Source organism: Vibrio sp. D401a, from assembly GCF_030248515.1.
Lineage (GTDB): Bacteria > Pseudomonadota > Gammaproteobacteria > Enterobacterales > Vibrionaceae > Vibrio > Vibrio rotiferianus.
The window spans coordinates 22,926-44,787 of the sequence record NZ_JAHGAI010000036.1; the positions used below are offsets into that span (position 1 = coordinate 22,926).

Here is a 21,862-nt window from a genome sequence, read left to right on the forward strand (position 1 = left end):
AAATTAGGTAAACATCATGAATAAGAATCAAACCATTCAATCCGGTCATTACCACCTTAAAATTATCGTTCGTGGCAGCGGTATCCCTTTAGTTATTATCGGCAGCGCAGATTACTATTTGCGTGTCACGCCAACTGCATTGTTCGACCATTTCCAATGTGTCTTTGTCGATCATCGTGGCTTTGCTGAGTGCGACGTTATTCCCAATGCAACTGACGCAACGTTAGAGGCCATCAGTGCTGACATTAAATTGGTCATGGATAAGCTCGGCATCGAAAAAGCGTGGATGTTTGGTCATTCTGGGCATGCATTAATGGCAACCCATTTTGCTGTGAAGTTTCCTCAATATGTTGAAGGTTTAGTGCTTGCGAACATCTCACCAAATTTGTCACCACAAATGCAGGCGTTCCAATTTCAACGTTGGGAACAAGAAACGGACAAGGAGAGAAAGCAAGTTTTCGAACGTAATTTCCCATTACTTGCTCGCGACATTGAGCAAAATCCGGAGCGAAAATTCGTTCACTTGTGCCATCGATTAGGCGCGATGCGTTGGTATGATCCTGAGTTTAATGAACTGCCGTTGTGGGAAGGGTTTCCAACCCATACTGCTTTGTTAGATGAGCTTTGGGGAGAAGTGTTTGCTGAATTTGATACGGCGATTTATCAGCAACTTCCCACTGTACAGGTATTAGTGATCAGTGGAGAGAAAGATTTCAGCATTGCGCCAGTTTCATCATGGGATCAGATTGATTTTGGAGAGGCAGATATGAATCTCGAAATCATTGCAGAATCGGCTCACACACCAATGCTAGAGCAACCAGAACGATTTGTGAAAGTGATGAGCGAATTAGTCGCAACGAGTTAATTCAATCACGTCTATCTATACAAACAAACAAAGCAAAGGAGCCCAAGCTGGCTCCTTTGAAGTATTTCATTCATCAACTTAGATATTTGGACGTGCCGTCTCGTTGGTTGATGGTGGAAGATGAGGAAGTGTTACCTCTGGTTGGTCACCCGTTAATGAGCGTAAGAACTCAGTAATTTTGACCGACTCTTCTTTCGTCAGTTTCTGACCAAGCTGAAGGTCGGCCATCATTGCTACTGCTTCCTCTAGATCCCAAACCGAACCGTCGTGGAAGTACGGATAGGTGAGTTCGATGTTACGTAGTGTCGGAACTTTGAACACAAACTTATCGAAATCATTACCCGTGATCGCTTTACGTCCAACATCTGGGTTATCCGTTGCAAACGGCTTCACTAAGCCCATCTTTTGGTACATTTGACCACCGGCGAGAGGGCCGCTGTGACACGCTGTACAACCTTTCGCTTTAAACAAGTTGTAGCCTTCGACCTGCGCTGTTGTTAGTGCTTTATCGTCGCCCTTCAACCAAAGATCGAACGGTGCGTTTGGTGTGCGTAAGGTTTGTTCAAAGGTCGCAATTGCGTCAGTCACGTTATCAATGGTGATCGTCTCACTGCCGTAGGCTTGTTTAAACCACTCGCGGTATTGAGGAATCGACTTGAGCGTGTCGATCGCAAGCTGGTGACTAAAGGCCATCTCAAGTGGGTTTTCGATCGGGCCAGCCGCTTGCTCTTGCAAATCTTTTGCGCGTCCATTCCAAAACTGAACAAAGTTCAAATCCGAGTTAAACACCGTTGGTGAGTTGATAGGGCCAATTGCCCATTTATGACCAATGGAGCTTGGTAGGTTATCGACGCCACCTTTTGCGATGTTATGGCAAGAGTTACAAGAAATGGTGTTGGAGGCGGATAAACGAGGTTCAAACCACAACGTTTTACCCAGTTCTACTTTCTTCGCATCAAGTCCAGCAACCGGTTCGATCACCTTGATGGGCTCTGCGGATTGGCGCTCTGCGTAGGCACCGAAAGATAGGACTGACAAGACGCTCACTGCTATAAGAGTTTTCATAATAACTTCCTTTTTAAGTGATTTTTCATTCTCACTAGGGCGGCGTACTTCTTATTGGTACGCTCTGGAAGTCACGGTATAGCAATCGTTTTATTCGATAAAATGCAAAAAATCGATGGTTTTTATGGCAAAAAACGATGTTAAAAACGCACAAACTTTGCACGATTTGATTTTGCTAGCTTCCCAAGCAGTTGGTCACCTTTCATTTACAAATATGCAAAGAATATAAACTACAAGTTCGTTGATTTAGGTCAATTATGCAATCAAGTGAACCTTGGTAGGCGAAAAACCTAAGATATAGGAGAGGCTCGGTTTTTATTGCGTAAATTATCGGTAAGAGTGGGGTATATAACAGGCAATAAGTCAGGTGTGTAGAATTATTCTATTTTAGGGATTTTGCTCTAAGTCTAAATGAGTTTTTGCATTTCAATTTCAATAAAGCTTGGTTATTGATCATGTTTCTGAGTATGTGAATTATTATCAGTTATGCATATGGTTGCTCATTGTCTAGTTTGATTTGTGTAACGTCACTGCAGCACGTATTGAGCGTACTACGCTGATTGTCTGTGTTTTCGTGTTGACAGTTTGGTACTAGGTAAAAATCAACAAGACTATGATTTCAAGGAACATTTTATGTTAAAGAAACTACTAAGTTGTTGTATCACCTCGGCACTCTGTTTTCATTCTTCTATCGCTTTTTCGCAATCTAATGAGATTGCGGACAGTGCAGAGTTACAACAAGCTCCCGACGCATTGCCTGCCACTTTGATGCTTGCTCCGGACGACATCGCCATTGCAGATCGCTACATAGTGGTATTTCAACAACCGCAAATGATGGCGAGTAACTCAACGGAATTCGAGCAATTCACGCAACAGTCTGTAGACCGAATGTCCGGTTTGTATTCGATACAAGTGGAGTCGGTTTTCGACCACTCGATCGGAGGATTTGTCGCTAACTTGAGTCCTGAGCAACTAAAAGATCTGCGTTCTGATCCTCGTGTGGATTATATCGAGCAGGACAGAATTCTATCGCTTGACCCAATAGTCTCGGCAGACGCAAATCAATCCAATGCCATTTGGGGGCTAGACCGAATCGACCAACGCAACTTACCACTCAATAACAACTACAGTGCCAACTTTGATGGGACTGGGGTAACGGCTTATGTTATCGATACTGGTGTGAACAATGCGCATGTTGAGTTCGGTGGGCGCTCGTTTTCTGGGTATGACTTTGTCGACAACGATGCAGATGCAAGTGACTGTAATGGACACGGTACACACGTTGCGGGCACCATTGGCGGCAGCTTGTATGGTGTTGCGAAAAACGTCAACCTTGTCGGCGTGAGAGTATTGAGCTGTAGCGGATCGGGTTCTACATCTGGTGTTATCGCCGGTGTGGATTGGGTGGCTGCGAATGCTTCCGGACCTTCAGTCGCCAATATGAGTTTGGGTGGCGGTCAATCTGTCGCTCTCGATAGCGCGGTGCAAAGTGCGGTTCAATCGGGTGTCAGCTTTATGCTTGCGGCAGGTAACTCCAATGCCGATGCGTGTAACTACTCTCCAGCGCGCGTTGCTACTGGTGTAACTGTCGGCTCGACCACCAGCACGGATGCACGTTCGAGTTTTTCAAACTGGGGCAGCTGTGTGGATGTGTTTGCGCCAGGCTCACAAATCAAATCTGCATGGTATGACGGTGGCTACAAAACCATTAGTGGTACTTCGATGGCGACACCACATGTAGCGGGTGTAGCAGCACTGTATCTTCAAGAAAACAGTTCGTTGTCGCCAAGCCAAGTAGAGGCCTTGATCGTTAGCCGCGCAACAAGCGGAAAGGTGACGGATACAAGAGGCAGCGTGAACAAGCTACTTTATAGCTTAACCGATGCAGATTGTGGCCAAGACTGTGGTGGCCCTGATCCAACACCGGACCCAGAAGGCAAGTTAACCTCGGGTGTGCCAGTGAGCGGTTTAAGTGGTTCAACCGGTCAAGTCGCGTATTACTATGTTGATGTAGAAGCGGGACAGCGCCTAACAGTACAGATGTATGGTGGCAGTGGTGATGCTGACTTGTATCTACGTTTTGGTGCAAAACCAGCCCTGAATTCATGGGACTGTCGACCTTTCAAATACGGTAACAATGAGACATGTACGGTCAGCGCAACACAAAGTGGACGCTACCACGTCATGATTCAAGGTTACTCAAACTATAGTGGTGTCAGCATTCAAGCGAGCTACTAGTTATTATTCTCGTTATTACAAGAGAACAAAGCCCACTTTCCGGTGGGCTTTTCTTTTGGCAATACGTGCTTGAGGATTACTGAGTTTCATAGGAGACGTTCGACGTTATTCAAACGCATCAGTCTTTTGCTTCAAGAACTCAATGAGAGTGCGAACTCGAAGCGGCATCAAGGCTTTCTCTTGGTACACCGCATAAATCGGAATCTCTAAATCGTGCACATCGGGTAGAATGCGAACTAAATCTCCTCGCGCTAATTCTTCCTTCATCATAAAGCTTGGCATGATGGCAAACCCAAGATGATTCAAAACGAATTCTTTGACTGTCGCAGCGGTTCTCACTTGCACTTTTGGACTGTGAACCAAGCGCGTGACCTGACCTTGGCTGTTGGTCATCGTGAGTTGCTTATCGCCGTGAACGATATGGTGGCTAATCCAATCCAACGAGAGAAGATCTTCTGGTGCCAATACCGTTTCTACCTTGCTGAGATAGGTTGGCGTAGCGCAAATCATGTCGCGAAAATAGCCCAGCCTAACCGCATATAAACTCGAATCTTCCAAAGCGGAAGAGGCGCGCAATGCAATATCACAACGAGATTCAATCAGATTGCTGTAACTGTCGCTCTCAATAATGTCGAGTTTGATTTCCGGATAGAGGTGTAAGAACTCACTCAATATATCGACCAAAGCTGAGCTAGGCGTGGAGATACGAATCGTCCCACTTGGGATTTGATTGGCGTCTTGTGTTTCTGCATTCGCTTCTGAGGCGATATCACCAATCAGTTTGCATTTCTCGTAGTAACGTAACCCAGCGTCAGTCAACGAAAGCGAGCGAGTGGTGCGATGCAACAGACGAGTATTCAGCGCTTGTTCGAGCTTAGAGACGATCTGCGAGACGCGTGCCTTGCCAATATCAAGATCGTCCGCTGCTTGAGTAAAGGATTGTTTCTCTGCCACTTTAGCAAAGACCATCATGTCATCGAGTGAGATCATACCGATTACTTTCCAAAAGCTATTTATTATTGTTTAGTCAGAATGAACAATTAGTTTAATCAAAGGCTAATTATCTATCAATCATCAAACGATATAGTGTCTCCATCGACAGCGGGAAGCCAAAACAGCTTGGTCATTTCCGCCTTATTCAGAAAGAAATAATGTAAGAATTGAATGGAGAAACCATCATGTCAGATCGCAAAATTCTAGTAACAGGCGCATCAGGTAAACTAGGTTCACAAGTCGTAAAAGCATTGCTTGAAGACCTAAATGTTCAACCAAGCCAATTGATTGTGACCACTCGTAACGCAGATAAACTACAAGCGTTAGCAAGCCAAGGTGTAGATGTTCGCGAAGCGGATTTTTCTAGCCCAGAGTCATTAGAGAAAGCATTCCAAGGAGCAGACAGCATGCTACTGATCAGCATTGACGCTTCTGGTCCTCGTACTCAAGCACACTTGAATGCGGTATCGGCAGCCGAAAAAGTAGGAGTGAACCATATTGCCTACACATCCATGCCTTCAGCAGAAAGCTCGCCAGTGATGTTTGCTCATGAGCACGAAGCTACCGAAAATGCGATTAAACAAAGCAGCATCCCTAATGCCACCATCACGCGCAACAACTGGTATTTTGAAAACTTGGCCGAGTACTTTGCCAGCATTCTGCAATCCGGTTATTGGTTGACGTCGGCAGCAGAAGGTCGCTCGGCTCAACTGTCACGTAAAGATCTGGCTTTTGCAGCGGCGTCTGCTTTAGTAAAACCAGCACAAGGAAAAGTGATCTTGCCAATGAACGGCGCGCAATCTATGACACACGCAGAAATGGCGAAAGTGATAGATAAAGTACTGGGTACATCGATTACTATGGTGGACTTATCTGATGAGGATTACCAAGCGAAGCTTGAGTCGTTTGAACTGCCTGCACCAATCGTAGAGTTGTGCGTCACAATGGACAAACACAACAGAGGAAACTATTCAGATGGTACGAGTGAAGCGTTTGAAAAGCTGACTGGTAAACAACCGCAAAACTTTGAGGCGTGGCTTGAGGAGAATAAAGCAGAACTACATAAGCTGGTGAACGTCTAAGATACACAACCTTATTTAGGACGGTATAGATGAGGAAAAAAGAGGCGTTAAGTTCTAGTAGCAGATACCCGCAAATTTATCCGTCAAAACGAGAGTATGAATTTCATTACTAACGTCCAGAGCATGGATACGAATAGCTAGGTAAGGTTTTGCCAGAGAGTGATCTTTACCAAAACAAACTGTAATAGTGCCTGCAACAAACTGTTTAAGAGTGATTTGCAACGCTTGGCATTTTTGCTTTGCGTTGCATTTAGCGTTTAAGATGGCATGCGGCGGCTCCAGTATTGCCTTGCTCACACCTTAACAGAGCGTTATGAGGCCTAATCTATAAGTAGGCTCTCTTCTTCCCACCGACTCTCTGTACGTTTATCTAGGCGTCCACTCATTCGAGTAAGAAAGAGTGCGACGATCACTATCACAGCACCAATCCACGGGGTATGCATCAATCCCAATTCAGATACAATCATACCACCACCCCAAGAGCCAAGAGCAATGCCAACGTTAAACGCCGCAATGTTTAAGCCAGATGCGACATCTACCGCATCGGGAGTGAATTTTTCGGCTAGTTTGACCACATAAACTTGTAGTCCAGGAACGTTACCGAATGCGAAGGCACCCCAAACTAAAATGGTCGCCACCGCAGCGATAGGGTTAACGGCGGTAAAGTTAAATACAACTAAAATAGTGGCTAGTCCCGAAAAAATAATCGTTAATGCTTTAATCGGCCCCATTTTATCGGCCATTTTACCGCCCCAAATATTACCAATCGCCACGGATACACCGTATACCAGCATAATAAGGCTGATAGCATTGGCGTTGAATCCTGTTTCCTGTTGCAAAATTGGAGCAAGGAAAGTGAAAGCAGTAAATGTTCCACCGTAGCCGAGTGCCGTAATTGCATAAACCAGTAGTAACCTTGGTTGAGTTAGTACTTTTAATTGTGATGATAATTTGGCCGCTGCTGGCTGCTTCAGGTTGCTTGGCACTAAGAAAATACTACCAACCAACGCGATCAACCCCAACAAAGCAACAATTAGAAAAGTCGATTGCCAACCAAAAGTTTGACCGATGTATGTACCGAGCGGCACTCCCGTTACTAATGCTACTGTTAACCCCGTAAACATAATTGCAATCGCGCTGGCTGCTTTTTCTTTGGGCACTAGTCCTGTCGCAATCGTAGATCCGATAGAGAAAAACACGCCATGGGCTAAACCCGTCAAAATGCGGGCAATGATTAGGGTGTTGTAACCAGGTGCTTGCCATGCCAATAAGTTACCAACAACAAACAGTGACATAACAGTAATGAGTACGTGCTTACGGTTCCACTTTCCCGTTAGCGCTGTTAAAACAGGTGCGCCAATCGCAACACCCAGTGCATAAAGGCTCACTAGTAGTCCTGCGGATGGTAGTGAAACGTTTAGGTCAGAAGCCATGGTCGGGATCAAACCCACGATCACAAACTCCGTTGTTCCGATTGCAAAGGCGCTGAGCGTCAATGCGAGAAGTGCTAATGGCATATCATTTACTCTCTTCTGTTAGGTTCTAGTACACAGCAGCGAATGTGTTTATCAAGATGTTGCTGAGTCCTGATTTGGTGGAGAGATTCTGCGTTGAATTTCCATTGCAAAAAATAGGTTATTTAACAAATGATATTTGTTATAAATGCAATAATTAAAATTAAACCGTTCAGAAAATGGTAGGTAAAAATGCGCACAAAATCGGATGATTTAGAAATTCTACTTTCTGTGATCGATACTGGCGGATTTACAGCGGCAGCAGACAGCTTAAATATACAGGTGGCACGGGCATCGCGAGCGGTGAGTAAGGTGGAAAACCAGCTTGGTGTGACGATCTTAAACCGAACAACAAGACGTATTGAGCTAACGGATGAGGGGCGACAATTTGTTGAGTCGGTGCGAATAGGGCTTATGCAGCTACAACAAGCGGAAGATGAAATCATATCCCGAGGCGAATTACCCAAAGGGAAGTTACGCGTCGATGCCGCCAGTCCATTTGTATTTCATCAGTTGGTTCCGCTAGTACAACCATTTAATCAAGCCTATCCTGATATTGAGTTGGAGTTGACCTCTAATGAAGGTTTTGTTGATTTGCTAGAGAAGAAAACCGATATCGCTATTCGTATCGGTGCATTAAATGATTCAACGTTACATGCTAGGCCTCTTGGCAGAAGTTTACTTTACATTGTTGCTTCACCTGATTATTTATCAAAGCGCGGCTTTCCTAGTAAGAATAGTGATTTGGAACATCACGATACCATCGGATTTTCTACGCCCAAAACACTTAATGAATGGCCTCTAAAAGGATTTTCAGGACTGACACCAACGCTCACCTCAAGTAATGGCGAAACAGTTAGGCAGCTCGCGTTGACGGGGAATGGGATCGCCTGTCTGTCAGGGTTTATGGTTAAGGAAGACATTGCTGAGGGAAGATTAATTTCTTTATTAGAGGGAGAAAAAATCAGTCACTCCGGTAGAGAACAAATCAATGCGGTTTATTATAAATCTTCTTCTGTCGCCAAGAGGATTTCTGCGTTCATTGATTTTATTCAGCCTAAATTAGACCTGTAAATGGTTCAACGTGAGGTGAGTCCACGCCTTGCTTACACTACTTTTTCAGGCTTCTTAGGCAAAAACTTTAAAGTCCCACGGTACTTCGACATATAACAGGACCATTACGGGTACATTCTTGAACTCTTTAGCAAATATTATTTGTCTTTGTGGCTATCAATATGATGGGATGGGTTGCCGGTATTCTTCCTAGGTAATAACAGAGCGTTATCCACATTGAATATATATCAAAATTACGATTCAAAGGTGCTCCAACTGCTCCAACTTATGCTTAACCTTTCGATTTTTAACAGGAACCTTAAGTGAAATCCTGCGTTATATTTTCATCGCATATGGCTTAAGGTTTATAGTTTTAAGTTGAACAATCATTCATAATAAGTGTCTTATTTTTTATCTGTTTTATAAATGTACTGGTCGATTCTATGAAATTTGGATTTATGGTTGTCAGTTTGATGAGTAGTTTTTCTCTAAATAGTTTAGCTAACGATATCGTGAGTACTACGTCAGTTAGTGAAGGAGAGGCAAGTTGTATTAGTGTCGTTTGCAAAAGTGTCATTGTAGAGGAAAGTGTTTCTAAGGCTGGGGAGTTTCCAAAAAGAACCGGTAACGAGACCTTGTCGGCAATAGGGAGCGTACTGTTTATAGCTGGTGAAATTGGTTTAGCTGAAAACTTACAAGAAGAAGGTCCTTACAAATGGGCTTCGGAGAGACCTTGAGTCGAAGCGTTCACTTTTACTAAGCTAGATCTAGGTCTATTGTTTGAGCTGGAAAAATACCCCATAAAGGTAATACTGAAGCCTTCTAGTTTTTTGTACCTAAAAGCAAAAGCGCCCACATTTATTCAAAAATATGGGCGTTTATCTTTCTAACTTCCTACTTGGTATTGCTTGGACGCTTCCAATGCTATCATCGACGTTTTATGTTTTGCTCAGTTTGCAAGTTGTAACCATGCGCAAACCTGCTAGAACATTAGCAATTGTCGCTGCGACAACGATAGTAAAGGCATTACCCCGCAATTTTACTTAATGATCATCTGATAAAATTGTAGGAAGCAAGTCCACAAGTAAAGAAATGGGAAGTTTAGATCTGAGATAATATAAGTCAGAAGTAATAGTGGTAATTCAACGAAGCCTTCGTCTCGCTGTTATGTTTGCCAAAAATAGAAGTATTTAGTTGGCTTGTGTCTACTTTGAAGCCGACTGACATATTCTCTGCTACCATGTATCCACCACCTATTTCAATTTGGTTGCTCCAACCTTTGAGTTCCTTAACATAGGTCGTCTTAGGGTTCGCATAGAGCCAATGACCAGCATCAAAACCATACATCGCGTACACACCAGTCTGACCTACTAGTGAGTCTTTGTTGCATTTTACGCCCGCTACTTTTGCGTTCATCCAAGTATTACCACCGTACAGCATCGGTACAACGATGATGGCATCAGTTACTTGGAACTTCTGAACGACACCAGCCATTATTGTATTCGTAGCATCATAGCCTGTAATACCATCACGCTTTTCAGTTAGTTTCTGATAGCCACCAATCGCATCAATAGACCAGCCAAATCCTGAACTTTGATCAATATTGAAGTATCGAGCTCGATAGTCAATGCCACCATTAAAGTTGTTAGTACCAAGCTCTGCTGTCATTACCTGTGAAGTTCCATTTTCTGTTAAGCCGTAAACAAAAGTTGAGCGAACACCTTTATTGTTACCACTTACATCTTTTTCTACGCCAAAGCCAGTATAGCTCGCTGTCGGATCACCATAGTTAACTTTCTCTGTCTCTGCACTTTGACCAAGAAGTCCTGCTTCCTCTTGAAGTTCAGTAGTGATCACACCCTGAACTGTTGCTTCGTCTAAATAGGCTGCTTGAGCACCAAATGTTGATAAGAATGCGAGTGTTAATAATGACTTTTTCATCTGTTTTGCCTTAAGGGTTAATTTTATTTGCTTGCAGTCAATAGCGTTTGCATGACATGCATATCTCAGCTTGTTCCCTTAGCTAGCAATCTTCCTATCGCTTAAATATGTTCTGCTGATAATCCGTTAGGGTTGGAGGTTACGACTATTCGCACCTTGTAAATTTGTTAATTGGGATCTGTATTACTGCTGCGCAGCCGCAGATAGTAGTGTTGGAACTACGTCCAAAAATGTCATTGCAACAGTGCGTTTAGCTTGGTGCTCGGGTTGAGAACCATTGAAGTGAAGAACAATACCTGTTGAAGGTTCGCCGATAGTCACTTGACCGTGGATTCCCACAAATGCCAAGAATTTGTGCCCCTTAATGTTGAAAGTACGAATCTGGTCTTTGTACCAAGCATCTTTTGCCATTTTTGATTCAGAGCCATTAGCCCATGCGATACGCACTTCTTCATTGCCTTCGAGGAGGTTATTGATAAATTCTGGAGCGATGATTTGCTCTCCCGCTCGATTTTTGCCACCGTTGACAAGTACATCCATCATCTTAGCGACATCTCGTGGTACGGCGTTAAGGCCGCCAGAGCCAACCGCTTCACCGTTAGAATTTGATTGTAAATAAGCGTTGTTCTCAAATCCGACTTTTTTCCAGATGCGCGCTTCCATGTTTTCCGCAAGTGACTTACCAGTAACACGTTGAACAATCATGCCTAGCATTTCAGTGTTCGCACATTGATAGTCGTAAGTGATACCAGCCTCTGTATCCAATCGCTTGTTTAGCGTTGCGCCAAAGTCTAAAACCGATTCGAGCTCTGGGTATTGGTTTTTACCGTACCACTCTTGTACATGCGTCATTCGTTCGTCCCAAAGCATGCCTGGTGTAAAATCAATTTTTATACCTGAACGCATATCTGCAACTTCTTGGACCGTTGCACGAGCAAAGCCGGGTGATGCTTTTAGTTCTGGTAAGTAATCTGTAATAAGTGCATTCATATCCACTTTTCCTTCTGCTACTAGCTGTGAAAGCGTCATAGAAGTGAACGATTTAGTAATACTCATCATCAGGTGAGTACGATCTTTATCCATTCCGTTCCAGTAGTACTCGTCGACCAATTTCCCATCCTTCAGAATGACAAGTGCATCTGTATTTAGTCGATCACGAATGATGACATCGAGTGGGTATTCACCGTCAATGTCATGCCCTGATAGTTTCGATAGTTCTAAGCCAGATGCCTTACCCAGATCGTGAGAGTAATCGCCAGTTTTAAGCTCAACATGTGGTGTGAACCTATAGGCGTTAATCATTGTTGTACGAGCAAGTACACCATGGTCCCAGTTTTGTTGAGTAATACCGACTGCTGAAGCTGCTTCAAGGAACGCTTTATCAGGGGTGTGGAGAGTTGCTGCCTGCACGCCAAGTACTGAAGTTAGCGCGATTGTTGCTGCTAGGATCGTTTTTTTCATGCTTAATGCCTCATCTACAAGTGATTGGTATTAGCGGTATTGAGTATTGTGGTTTTCGATACCGCGTTGAGTTTTGATGAGGTCAATTTATCTAGTCGATAATTACCAAGCAATTTGAAAGGTTTTAGAGATTCCTAGAAAACGCTCTATGTGGATGCGTCGGGGTATATACGTACAGGCTTCAAGTTCGGGAAAAAGAAGTTTTAATTAATACGATAAAAATCAGATTGATATAAGGGGGCGTTGTTTCTTAAACGAGTCTAATCTTTTCTAACGCTTTCAAAGAACAAAGGATTACTTTAGAAAAGAGAAGTTAGACATGATGGAGGCCTACAAGAACCGAAGAGGGCAGTGACATGATCTATTTAGCAATCGCCATTATTTCAGAAGTTATCGCAACAACACTTCTCCCTGTTACCAATGGCTTTACTAAACTACTGCCCTCCATTGGCTGTGCAGCTGGCTATGGTGCCGCATTTTACTACCTATCACTTGCAACAGCTTCCGGCATGTCAAGCTCTACAGCCTATGCGATATGGTGCGGTGTGGGTATTGTGCTGATTGCACTGGTTCAAGCTCTGCTCGGTAAGTTGCCAAACGCTCAGACAATTCTTGGCTTAGTTTTCATCATATCTGGTGTTACGTTGATCAATTTAGGTGGGAATGTAAGCCATTAAATTGGCAGTGTCTTTGGGTGATAAAGAGGGAAAAGTATCATGCTTTGCCCCTCTTGGTTACAATTAAGGACTATTCAGACCAACCTGACCATTTCACCCAGCTCTCGATTAATCTTGGGTCTCCATACGTGCGTGCAAAGCGTGGAAAACTTTGTGGACACGACACTCCCAAGGTTAATTGCGACCACTCGTTGAGTTTGTAATGACTGGTGTAACCATCCTCCATCATCGCATCAAAGGCTAAGTGGCATTTCTTCCAAAATGCATGATTGGTTTGTCCTTTTTTTGCTTCCCAAGGGAAAGAGGGCAATACTTCTGATTGGGAATATATCGCCTCTCCCATCATATGCAGTAAGCGACTTACCTTATCGATTCCAATATCTTGTAATGTAATGTCCCTTACAGCGTTAATATCGTCACCATACTTTGCAGCAACGTTATTAATAATAAAATCCATATCGAGGTCAGTACACAGCTTATAGCCAAACCAGTCTAGCTTTGACAAAATCTCATCTCGATAGTCTTCTTTGGTAAACTCTTTGTTGCGAATCGCGCGTCGGTAAGCGACAGACTTTTGATTCTTATCTGTCAGATAGGATTGGAGGTTAGGATAGGCTTCTAACGCTCCTGGGTTCTGTGCCAAAATATCAAGCAATTTCTCTTGATCAGTTAAAATGTCACCTAGTTCAGCGCGAGTTTTAGTATCCATTATCAAATCTCTTCAATAGTCAGCTTGTCATTGATATTAAACGGATGAAGCTGTGTTTTCTAGACTACATAGGCTGCGAATTAACCGCATGTTTTTAAATTTCTCACCTATTATGTGCCTTTTAAATCTACTACCTATTAATTACTTCACTGCTTCCGCTTCCACTAGCGGTGCTTGAGTCGCAGACAAGTTTTGTTTTACGTAACTAGTAAGTTGTAACCATGCAAACAAGCCTGCTAGAACGTTAGCAATTGTCGCCGCGATGACGATTGTAAAAATGTCACCCTGTAACGAGCCGATGGCAATCGCTGGGATGTACAGAACCACCAATCTTACAAAGCAAACGAATAGGGCAGTTTTGGGTTTACCTAATGCGTTGAAGATGGAAGTCACAACCATACACAAACCTAAAGGGCCGTAGCTAAACGGAATCACCCAAAGCGCTAGCTTTAACCAGTCTTGCATTGTGTTGTCCGCCGATAGTAGAGGAACAACGATTGGTAAACTCACCACCAACAAAGTTGCGATGACCAAGTGGAACAAATTCACAAAGCGAGAAGCCGATTGTACGAGCGCTTGGATTGAATCAAAACGTTCGGCACCGAGTTCACGGCCAATCATTGGTGGCAAAGACATGGTGAGTGCCAGCGTGAAGATCAGCAAGAAGCTTTCCACTCGGTTTAACAAACTCCAAAATGCGATTTCATTAGTACCAAGATGAGCGATGAACATAACCGTCACGAAAGCACTGACTGACGGTAAAATCTGATTCATCATGGTTGGAATCGTGGTTTTGATCAGCAGGGCGACATCATTTTTGCTAGCTAAAGCCGAAGAGAAAGGCGCGAACCATTGTCGACCTTTAGCTTTGTGCATCATGTAACCCGCGCTGATGGCAAAGCCAAGCATCGATGCTAATGCAGCACCCGCAATCCCCATGTTTAGAACGAACATAAAGATCGGATCAAGCACGAGGTTAATAAGGCTTGCGATAACAAAGACAGAGCCCGTGACTTTAGTATCGCCATTCGCACGGTAAACACAGGTCATCAAATACAGCACGGCACTGGATAGTGCGCTCAACAGCCATAAGCCCCAGAACTGACCAAATAACGTTTCGAGTTGTTGGTATTGCGCGCCACTGTCTTTCAAAGAGACAAAAGCAGAAAACACGCTTTGCTCCATCAAGCACAACGCAAATCCAATGAGAGTGATAAAAGCGCTGCCGACCATCAATGCAAGTGAAGCGATATTTGTCGCGCGTTGCGTATTATTTGCACCAAAAGCATGTGAGATGATCGACGTTGCTGCGACACCAATGCCGACTTGAATGCCAATAAAGCCAGCTTGAAACGGCATCGTGATACCTTGCACAGTAAGCTCGTTCACGCCAAGCATGCCGATAAACACTGCGTCGATAAGTTGTACTGACATGATCGCAAAAAGACCGACAGTCAACGGCAGTGTTTTTTCGAGAACGGATTTTAAGGTCGAGGAAATCTCTATCATCACAAGGCTCTTGATTCGAAAGTTCGGGAACAATGCCAGTATAGGGTTGCGATTGTTAATGATAAGAGGGCTAATCCCTAAATCAGTTTTTAGATTTGGTTAATAATCCAAATCAGTCGGCGTATTTGTGTTGTGTGTTTGACTGGTTATACTCAACGTATCTTTCTGAAAATATGCGTATTCGTTAGCCAATCTGATATGAAAAACAGCCTCAGTATTCGAGCTTATACCAAGCAATTACAGAGCCATTCACACGGGGATTATCATCAATTGGTGTTGCCTATCCACGGCAATATTGCGATTGAGATGACAAACTTTGTCGGTAAAGTCACCGTTGGTGAGTGTGTCGTGATTCCTGCTGGCACTGAGCATGGGTTCAAAGCCGATGAAATGGCGCGTTTTATTGTTGCGGACTTGGACGTTTTGCCAGAGCACTTTCTTACGGAACAATTGGCAGTGTTTTCTGTTACGCCACCACTGTTAAGCTATCTTCATTTTGTAGAAAAACAGTTGCAGCACCAAGTTGATAGTGGGTTAGAGAGCTCGATTTTGAATGTGTTCTCTATGCTATTAGAACAGCAGACCCACGCAAAGCCTGTTGACCCTAGGATTCGAGCAGTACAAAGCCATATTGCTGAAAACATGGATACGCCTTTGTCTATCGATGAGTTGGCTAAGATAGCTTGTTTGAGCCCGACTCAATTTAAGAAGCGATTTAAAGAAAGTCTTGGTATCAGTACATTGCAGTACATTACTGAGTTGCGAATGGAAAAAGCCAAAGCTTTGCTCACACATACCGACTTACCAGTTCAACTGATTGCCGAGCGGGTCGGGTACACCGATTTATCTGCGTTCAGTCGTCGCTTTTCAATCCACTTTGGTTTGTCGCCACGCGAGTTAGCCCGTCAATAACGTCTCATTAAACGATTCTTGCGTCCTTTCTGCAAAGTCCGTTCTTCTTAATCAACGTATCCTTTTCTCTACGGAAAATCATTATAGAGAAATAAAGCATGTCATCTGTTGCGATTCAATCGACGAGTCAATATCAAGCGGGCGCACTGGCGATCTTGTTCGCTTCTTTGATGTGGGGAACGACAGGCACAGCCGCGAGTTTTGCTCATCAAGTCAGTCCGTTAGCCATTGGCGCTTTTGCTATGGGTCTTGGTGGAGTGATTCAAGCAATGTTATCTTGGCGTAGCATCCGTCATCAACTCCATCAGATTTTACTGTTTAAGTTAGCGTTAACAATAAGCGGCGTTGCATTAGCTGTGTATCCTTTGGCGTTTTACACGTCGATGAAGCTTTCTGGTGTTGCCGTTGGTACCGTTATCTCAATTGCCAGTGCGCCTTTCTTTACCGTTTTAATAGAGTGTCTTTTTAGCAAAGGTAAGCGCATTTCTACCCAATGGTGGGTGAGCTTCGCATTTGGTGTGGTGGGCATCATGATGTTAGTCATGGCGAAATCGGGTGGGGCGGTTGAATCAGACCAAGCCTCTTATCTTTTGGGCATCGTTTTGGGGCTCATCGCAGGGTTAAGTTACGCCATTTATTCGTGGGCCGCTAAGCGAATGATTGATAGCGGAATCAAATCCCAAGCGGCGTTAGGTAGTATCTTTGCTGGTGGTGCTCTGTTGTTATTGCCTAGCTTAGCGTTTACCGGAGAAAACCTATTCACCGGCGTCACGAACGCTTTTGTTTCAGTCTATATGGCGATCGTTCCAATGTGTTTGGGTTATCTCGCGTATGGTTATGGATTAAGGCACGTTGATGTTAGCAGTGCAAACCTTCTCACGTTATTTGAACCTGTTGTTGCGGCGGTGTTGGCGGTTTGGATTGTTGGGGAGAAGATTGCTGTCTCTGGTTGGATTGGCGTTGGATTGATTGGTGTATGCCTGATTCTTCAAACCTTAGATAAAGAGGCGAGCAAACCAAAACAGATGACATGATTTCCTCGCGAATAAGGTTCCCAAACTAACGGACATCGATGAAAAGCGTTAACTCGCATGCATATCGGTTTTTCGTTTTCTATGAAATAGAACTGCCATTGCTACGGTCTGTCTTAATCAACGTATGACCAGTTCGCTATTTACTAAAAGTATGAACACATTCGGGGAAGATTATGTGGATTAAGAAGAATCATCGCTGGGCTTTATCTGAAAACGAAGCGACGCCAGAGTCCGTCTATAAAGAGCGTCGCGAAATACTGAAAAAGCTTGGCATTGCGGTTGTTGGTATGCCACTCGCTGCGAATGCACAAGCGGGTATTTTGGACATCTTCTCGTCAAAGGAAAAGCCAGTCTCAGACAATCGAATTGACCTTAGCGCAGCAAAGCCACAGCAGTACCAAGCGGATCTTTCTCTTACTCCTGAAAGTAAGGTTCTGAAATACAATAACTTCTATGAGTTTGGTACCGATAAGTCTGATCCCGCGAAAAATTCTTCTGAATTTGTGTCTGACCCATGGACGGTTGAGATAGACGGCTTGGTGAATAACCCGATTAAGCTCGACTACGACGACATCTTTAACAAGTTCACACTTGAAGAGCGAATCTATCGTTTGCGTTGTGTGGAAGCGTGGTCAATGAACATTCCGTGGATTGGTTTTCCTTTAGCGGACATCATCAAAATGGCGAACCCAAAAAGTAGCGCGAAATACGTCGCTTTTGAAACCCTCTACGATCCAAAACAGTTCCCAGCTCAAGGCTCGTTCAGCAGTATTGAATATCCTTACGTCGAAGGGCTTCGCCTTGATGAAGCAATGAACCCGCTCGCGCTGATTTCTGTGGGTTTATACGGTAAGACGCTTGCGCCACAAAACGGTGCGCCGCTTCGCTTAGTTGTACCGTGGAAGTACGGCTTCAAGAGCATCAAGTCTATTGTTCGAATTCGTTTAACTGACCGAGAGCCGCCAACAACGTGGAATCGTTTAGCGCCAAATGAATACGGTTTTTACGCGAATGTGAACCCGAATGTCGACCATCCACGCTGGAGCCAAGCAAGCGAGCGTTTCATCGGCGAGGGCAGTGTGCTCAGCTCTCGCAGGCAGCCAACATTAATGTTCAACGGCTACGAGGAAGAGGTGGCACATCTCTATAAGAATATGGATCTGAGGAAATTCTATTGAGAAAGCTGACGCCAAAATACATCATTGCGCTTAAAGTCCTGATCCACCTTGTCTCTCTCGGTTTCTTAGGTCTGCTGGTCATTGCGATTAATACCGACAACTTAGGTGGCGATCCTGTTCAAGGCATCATTCATTACACGGGTATTAGCGCGCTTAATACGTTGTTTATTACCTTACTGGTTTCTCCGCTTGCACGTTGGACCAAGCAGGGTTTGTTAGTTCGAGTTAGGAGACTACTCGGGCTATACAGCTTTTTCTGGGCAGTGCTTCATTTGGTTGCGTTTGCTGTGCTCGATTTGGGGTTAGATTGGAGTTTGCTTGCCTCTGAAATCGTCAAACGCCCTTATTTGACCTTTGGTGCGGCAGTGTGGGTAATCTTGTTACTTCTGGCGGTGACTTCGACTCAATCCATTCAACGTAAAATGGGGCCTAAATGGCAAAAGCTGCATAACTGGGTTTACTTAGCTGCGATATTGGCACCGATTCATTTCTATTGGTCGGTGAAGTCAGAGGTAGCAGAGCCAACCATCTATATCCTAATCGCCATTGGTTTGTTGCTGGTGCGTTGGAAGACATTGAAGCAGCGAGTGTTTCGAAAAATGTTATCCAGTTGATGCGCCGTTAGACTAATTGCGATACATGAATCAACAGACTAAAAGGGGCTACGTGAGCCCCTTTCTTAATTGGATAAAAAGCCGCTAACCCAAAACCCAAGCTTTCTGTTGCTGTTGGCTCACCACGCTTCTATTCCTTTTGTTCGCTCTCGCCAAAGACCTTGAACTAGGTCTATCAAATCCCATCACAACGCTCATACCGTTAGCCCGAACCCTACGACTAATGTCTAACCACCTGAGACTATTTGTATTTTTTCGTTTGGTATAAGGTACTAGCAACTGAATTTTAAGAGTTCATAAAGATCAGTCATCGAGTTCTCGTAGCAGAGAATTTATAGACAACGACTCGCTTAATCTTCGTTTAGTGAGTAAACAACGTTGGTTGGAAAAACACACCTTAGAGTGTGAACGAAAGGAATCACAATGAGCAGCACTTTAGAGTCCGTACATATTGGAATAGATAAGCCTAAAGCCAGTGAGGATGAACTCACTTATGAACAACAACATAAACCAAGTTCGGAGTTTGAGTCCCGAGAACAATATTTAGAGCACGAGTTGCAAATCATGGCGCCTAAGCGTTGGCGTCCCAATTTGCCGTTTAAAGATTATCGATTCGAGGTAGAAGACACCATTCCAGCGATGGCTGCGACCATTGGTAAAGTCGTTATGGTGGGAGCCATCGCAGCAACCTTTGCCGGAGCGCTAGGGCTGAATGAAGGCTTTATTTTAGAAAATGTTCGTTATGAACTACTCATCGCCTCTGTTTTCATTATTCTTTTTTCAGGCTTTCTACTGCCGACCGCAAACCTCGCGGGTACACACGGCCCGCTAATCCCACTAATTCCTATCGTCGTTGCAGCAGGCGGGCACCCAATGGCCTTTGGTCTGTTGATTGGCGCTTTTGGCATACTGCTAGCCATCAGTAAAGGTGGTAGTATGCTGGCAAACCTTACCAGTAAAGGCGTGTGTGGCGGCTTATTACTATACCTAGGCTTTGTTGGAACCGTCTCTCAAGTGAAAAAACTGTTCGCTTGGGCAGAGGGAATAGGGATGAGTCACATCGCTTTTGTCGTGATCTTTTGCACCATTATATTATACGCATTATTGGAACATTTTCGTAAGCGTTGGCTAGCGGTTCCTCTTAGTTGCTTGCTAGGCGGTACGTTAGCTTTTGCCATGGGGGCGCCGTTTTCTTTTCAAACCGAGCCCGGCTTACCCAATATGAACCCGATGTATTGGTGGGGAGAAGATACAGGTTGGATGCTAGGTTTACCGACGATTGAACACTTCATGGTGGTACTGCCTTTTGCTATTTTGGCCGTAGCCATGTGGTCGCCTGATTTTTTAGGGCATCAAGTATTCCAAAAAATCAGCTATCCAGAACGTACAGAAAAAGTACATATGAACATCGACGATACCATGACCACAGCGTCAATTCGTCAGACGTTCGGCTCTTTGCTCGGTGGTACTAACTTTACGTCTTCGTGGGGAACTTACATCGTTCCTGCGGCTATCGCTAAACGTCCTATTCCTGCTGGTGCTTTGCTAACGGCACTGTTCTGTATCATCGCTGCTGTTTGGGGCTACCCAATGGATTTAGCGATATGGCAACCTGTACTTTGTGTTGCGCTTATTGTTGGGGTATTTGTGCCTTTGCTAGAAGCAGGAATGGAAATGACGCGTGAAGGGAAGACCACTCAATCGGCAGCGATTGTTGTATTTTCTTCAGCGCTCGTTAACCCTGCATTTGGCTGGTCTCTCACCATGTTGCTAGACAATTTAGGCTTAGTCGGCTGTAAAGAACGTAGTGGAGAGCTGAGTAAAATGAGCCGTTGGGTGTTGCCAGGCATTATGTTTGTTGTGCTAACAAGCGTAATGGCGTTGGTTGGTCTATTACCGGGAATTCCAGCGATTATCCCGAGTTTTCGTTAGGTAGGCTCATCGTACGATTTTATAGTTTGAAGACCCTTTTTCTAACCTGATAGAAACGGTTTAGTTCTGTTGATCTAAACCGTTTTTTGTCCCATTTCGAGTTAGAACAGAAGTGATGAGATAACACTGGATTAATCCTCTAACATAGGCGGCCGTTTGTTCTTGTGCCAACCTCCTATGGTCGCTCATATCAAATCAACTGATGCTTGCTTTTCGCTACTTCCCGAATTTGATCAACTAATGTTCGAACTTCACCATGCTCACTTTTATCTGCTGCACACATCAACCTCAACTCGCAACGTAATGTTGGTGAAACACGTAGCCGAGAGACCTGCTTCTTCCAATCATCAGGAAAAGCTAAACCAGGGATGAGTGATGTGCCGTACCCAGAGGCTACGATAGAAAACAGTGCCGCAGTGTCTGAAACCGTCGTTTTTATGTTCAGCGTGTGTTGATGCTTATCAAATAACTCCTGTATAAATATTTCACACCCAGAGGAAGACACAATAATCGGTTTATCATTCAAACTTACTAAGTCGACGATCGATGTCTTCGGTTGACCATAGGGGGTAATAAAATAAAACTCATCCTCAAAGAGTAACTCACTGCAAGTCGGATCCATGTTATATGCGACTCCAATATCTGCAATTCCCGCTTTTACCCACTGTTCTACTTCTTGGTCTGTGCCAGTAAATAAGTTGATCTCTAGATTTGGGTGCGTTCTACGGACATTCACCAAGATCTCAGAAAGGATGACTCGAGACACGCAGTTGATTGCTGCTACATTCACTGTGCCGGAAATAGATGAGCCGGCTAGTTTCAATATATCGTTGATGGCGCTCAGTGCGATGGTTGCTGATTCGCTTGCAGCTAACCCAGCGGCCGTGAGAGTAACACCTCTTGATCCTCGTACCGCTATGGGTGTCTCGATTACCGTTTCAATAGCTTTGACCGCATGGCTAACGGCTGCTTGCGTTACATGAAGATGCTCTGCTGTTCGACTAATGCTGCCAGTCTCTCGAAGTGAGTCTAATGCCTTCAACATCATTACACTGATATTAGCATTTTTCATATCGGTATTAAAT

At 44.2% G+C, this 21,862-nt stretch carries 19 protein-coding genes; 11 read left to right on the top strand and 8 right to left on the bottom strand.

Going from position 1 to position 21,862, the window contains the following annotated elements:
* The first annotated feature begins 16 nt into the window (after positions 1 to 16).
* Positions 17 to 865 carry an alpha/beta fold hydrolase gene (locus KIV41_RS15680; RefSeq protein WP_285336972.1) on the top strand — a complete coding sequence of 283 codons (849 nt, stop codon included), beginning with the start codon at positions 17 to 19 and terminating at the stop codon, positions 863 to 865.
* A gap of 78 nt (positions 866 to 943) precedes the next feature.
* Here the strand turns inward: KIV41_RS15680 and KIV41_RS15685 are convergent, their stop codons facing one another.
* A complete protein-coding gene (locus KIV41_RS15685) occupies positions 944 to 1,930 on the bottom strand; it encodes a cytochrome-c peroxidase (protein WP_045481884.1) in 987 nt (328 codons plus the stop codon).
* A gap of 633 nt (positions 1,931 to 2,563) precedes the next feature.
* On the opposite strand from KIV41_RS15685, the gene KIV41_RS15690 reads away from it, so the two are divergent.
* Positions 2,564 to 4,168: a S8 family peptidase gene (locus KIV41_RS15690; protein WP_285336973.1), complete on the top strand. Its 1,605-nt coding sequence runs from the start codon at positions 2,564 to 2,566 to the stop codon at positions 4,166 to 4,168.
* Between the two features lie 105 nt (positions 4,169 to 4,273).
* Here the strand turns inward: KIV41_RS15690 and KIV41_RS15695 are convergent, their stop codons facing one another.
* The gene (locus KIV41_RS15695) at positions 4,274 to 5,158 is read right to left on the bottom strand and encodes a LysR family transcriptional regulator (protein ID WP_285336974.1); all 885 of its coding nucleotides are present in this window, start codon (positions 5,156 to 5,158) and stop codon (positions 4,274 to 4,276) included.
* Positions 5,159 to 5,346: 188 nt separating this feature from the next.
* Between KIV41_RS15695 and KIV41_RS15700 the strand changes: the two genes are divergently transcribed.
* Positions 5,347 to 6,243 (top strand): SDR family oxidoreductase, encoded by an 897-nt coding sequence (locus tag KIV41_RS15700; RefSeq protein WP_285336975.1) that lies wholly within the window; start codon positions 5,347 to 5,349, stop codon positions 6,241 to 6,243.
* 320 nt (positions 6,244 to 6,563) lie between these two features.
* Here KIV41_RS15700 and KIV41_RS15710 read toward each other — a convergent pair whose 3' ends face one another.
* Entirely contained in the window at positions 6,564 to 7,760 is a 1,197-nt protein-coding gene (locus KIV41_RS15710; RefSeq protein ID WP_171358188.1) for an MFS transporter, read from the bottom strand.
* A gap of 189 nt (positions 7,761 to 7,949) precedes the next feature.
* On the opposite strand from KIV41_RS15710, the gene KIV41_RS15715 reads away from it, so the two are divergent.
* A complete protein-coding gene (locus tag KIV41_RS15715; protein ID WP_171358189.1) occupies positions 7,950 to 8,831 on the top strand; it encodes a LysR family transcriptional regulator in 882 nt (293 codons plus the stop codon).
* 422 nt (positions 8,832 to 9,253) lie between these two features.
* On the top strand, positions 9,254 to 9,547 hold the full coding sequence (locus KIV41_RS15720; RefSeq protein ID WP_045389512.1) for a hypothetical protein: 294 nt from the start codon (positions 9,254 to 9,256) through the stop codon (positions 9,545 to 9,547).
* Between the two features lie 385 nt (positions 9,548 to 9,932).
* Here the strand turns inward: KIV41_RS15720 and KIV41_RS15725 are convergent, their stop codons facing one another.
* Positions 9,933 to 10,751: a hypothetical protein gene (locus tag KIV41_RS15725; protein ID WP_252040485.1), complete on the bottom strand. Its 819-nt coding sequence runs from the start codon at positions 10,749 to 10,751 to the stop codon at positions 9,933 to 9,935.
* Between the two features lie 183 nt (positions 10,752 to 10,934).
* Positions 10,935 to 12,212 carry a serine hydrolase gene (locus KIV41_RS15730; RefSeq protein WP_252040483.1) on the bottom strand — a complete coding sequence of 426 codons (1,278 nt, stop codon included), beginning with the start codon at positions 12,210 to 12,212 and terminating at the stop codon, positions 10,935 to 10,937.
* A 356-nt stretch (positions 12,213 to 12,568) separates the two neighbouring features.
* On the opposite strand from KIV41_RS15730, the gene KIV41_RS15735 reads away from it, so the two are divergent.
* Positions 12,569 to 12,889, top strand: a complete 321-nt coding sequence (locus tag KIV41_RS15735; RefSeq protein ID WP_045389517.1) for a multidrug efflux SMR transporter — start codon at positions 12,569 to 12,571, stop codon at positions 12,887 to 12,889.
* Between the two features lie 70 nt (positions 12,890 to 12,959).
* On the opposite strand, the gene KIV41_RS15740 is transcribed toward KIV41_RS15735, so the two are convergent.
* Together KIV41_RS15740 and KIV41_RS15745 are read right to left on the bottom strand one after the other, a co-directional pair.
* On the bottom strand, positions 12,960 to 13,598 hold the full coding sequence (locus KIV41_RS15740; protein WP_285336976.1) for a hypothetical protein: 639 nt from the start codon (positions 13,596 to 13,598) through the stop codon (positions 12,960 to 12,962).
* 141 nt (positions 13,599 to 13,739) lie between these two features.
* The gene (locus tag KIV41_RS15745; RefSeq protein ID WP_285336977.1) at positions 13,740 to 15,107 is read right to left on the bottom strand and encodes an MATE family efflux transporter; all 1,368 of its coding nucleotides are present in this window, start codon (positions 15,105 to 15,107) and stop codon (positions 13,740 to 13,742) included.
* A 198-nt stretch (positions 15,108 to 15,305) separates the two neighbouring features.
* Between KIV41_RS15745 and KIV41_RS15750 the strand changes: the two genes are divergently transcribed.
* From KIV41_RS15750 to KIV41_RS15770, 5 genes are all read left to right on the top strand, one after another.
* Positions 15,306 to 16,019 carry an AraC family transcriptional regulator gene (locus tag KIV41_RS15750; RefSeq protein ID WP_285336978.1) on the top strand — a complete coding sequence of 238 codons (714 nt, stop codon included), beginning with the start codon at positions 15,306 to 15,308 and terminating at the stop codon, positions 16,017 to 16,019.
* A 98-nt stretch (positions 16,020 to 16,117) separates the two neighbouring features.
* Complete coding sequence (locus tag KIV41_RS15755; protein WP_285336979.1) at positions 16,118 to 17,053, top strand: DMT family transporter; 936 nt, start codon at positions 16,118 to 16,120, stop codon at positions 17,051 to 17,053.
* Positions 17,054 to 17,226: 173 nt separating this feature from the next.
* Complete coding sequence (gene msrP / locus KIV41_RS15760) at positions 17,227 to 18,231, top strand: protein-methionine-sulfoxide reductase catalytic subunit MsrP (protein WP_285336980.1); 1,005 nt, start codon at positions 17,227 to 17,229, stop codon at positions 18,229 to 18,231.
* Positions 18,228 to 18,845 carry a protein-methionine-sulfoxide reductase heme-binding subunit MsrQ gene (gene msrQ, locus KIV41_RS15765; RefSeq protein WP_285336981.1) on the top strand — a complete coding sequence of 206 codons (618 nt, stop codon included), beginning with the start codon at positions 18,228 to 18,230 and terminating at the stop codon, positions 18,843 to 18,845. Before msrP ends, msrQ begins: the two co-directional genes overlap by 4 nt.
* Before the next feature lie 423 nt (positions 18,846 to 19,268).
* Entirely contained in the window at positions 19,269 to 20,777 is a 1,509-nt protein-coding gene (locus tag KIV41_RS15770; protein WP_285336982.1) for a DUF3360 domain-containing protein, read from the top strand.
* A 190-nt stretch (positions 20,778 to 20,967) separates the two neighbouring features.
* Here the strand turns inward: KIV41_RS15770 and KIV41_RS15775 are convergent, their stop codons facing one another.
* The gene (locus tag KIV41_RS15775) at positions 20,968 to 21,849 is read right to left on the bottom strand and encodes a LysR family transcriptional regulator (RefSeq protein ID WP_252040472.1); all 882 of its coding nucleotides are present in this window, start codon (positions 21,847 to 21,849) and stop codon (positions 20,968 to 20,970) included.
* Positions 21,850 to 21,862 lie beyond the last annotated feature (13 nt).

What these genes read in the sequence shown, in the direction of transcription:
- KIV41_RS15680 (WP_285336972.1), top strand. Translation starts at nt 17, where the DNA reads ATGAATAAGAATCAAACCATTCAATCCGGTCATTACCACCTTAAAATT.
- KIV41_RS15685 (WP_045481884.1), bottom strand. Translation starts at nt 1,930, where the DNA reads ATGAAAACTCTTATAGCAGTGAGCGTCTTGTCAGTCCTATCTTTCGGT.
- KIV41_RS15690 (WP_285336973.1), top strand. Translation starts at nt 2,564, where the DNA reads ATGTTAAAGAAACTACTAAGTTGTTGTATCACCTCGGCACTCTGTTTT.
- KIV41_RS15695 (WP_285336974.1), bottom strand. Translation starts at nt 5,158, where the DNA reads ATGATCTCACTCGATGACATGATGGTCTTTGCTAAAGTGGCAGAGAAA.
- KIV41_RS15700 (WP_285336975.1), top strand. Translation starts at nt 5,347, where the DNA reads ATGTCAGATCGCAAAATTCTAGTAACAGGCGCATCAGGTAAACTAGGT.
- KIV41_RS15710 (WP_171358188.1), bottom strand. Translation starts at nt 7,760, where the DNA reads ATGCCATTAGCACTTCTCGCATTGACGCTCAGCGCCTTTGCAATCGGA.
- KIV41_RS15715 (WP_171358189.1), top strand. Translation starts at nt 7,950, where the DNA reads ATGCGCACAAAATCGGATGATTTAGAAATTCTACTTTCTGTGATCGAT.
- KIV41_RS15720 (WP_045389512.1), top strand. Translation starts at nt 9,254, where the DNA reads ATGAAATTTGGATTTATGGTTGTCAGTTTGATGAGTAGTTTTTCTCTA.
- KIV41_RS15725 (WP_252040485.1), bottom strand. Translation starts at nt 10,751, where the DNA reads ATGAAAAAGTCATTATTAACACTCGCATTCTTATCAACATTTGGTGCT.
- KIV41_RS15730 (WP_252040483.1), bottom strand. Translation starts at nt 12,212, where the DNA reads ATGAAAAAAACGATCCTAGCAGCAACAATCGCGCTAACTTCAGTACTT.
- KIV41_RS15735 (WP_045389517.1), top strand. Translation starts at nt 12,569, where the DNA reads ATGATCTATTTAGCAATCGCCATTATTTCAGAAGTTATCGCAACAACA.
- KIV41_RS15740 (WP_285336976.1), bottom strand. Translation starts at nt 13,598, where the DNA reads ATGGATACTAAAACTCGCGCTGAACTAGGTGACATTTTAACTGATCAA.
- KIV41_RS15745 (WP_285336977.1), bottom strand. Translation starts at nt 15,107, where the DNA reads ATGATAGAGATTTCCTCGACCTTAAAATCCGTTCTCGAAAAAACACTG.
- KIV41_RS15750 (WP_285336978.1), top strand. Translation starts at nt 15,306, where the DNA reads ATGAAAAACAGCCTCAGTATTCGAGCTTATACCAAGCAATTACAGAGC.
- KIV41_RS15755 (WP_285336979.1), top strand. Translation starts at nt 16,118, where the DNA reads ATGTCATCTGTTGCGATTCAATCGACGAGTCAATATCAAGCGGGCGCA.
- msrP (WP_285336980.1), top strand. Translation starts at nt 17,227, where the DNA reads ATGTGGATTAAGAAGAATCATCGCTGGGCTTTATCTGAAAACGAAGCG.
- KIV41_RS15770 (WP_285336982.1), top strand. Translation starts at nt 19,269, where the DNA reads ATGAGCAGCACTTTAGAGTCCGTACATATTGGAATAGATAAGCCTAAA.
- KIV41_RS15775 (WP_252040472.1), bottom strand. Translation starts at nt 21,849, where the DNA reads ATGAAAAATGCTAATATCAGTGTAATGATGTTGAAGGCATTAGACTCA.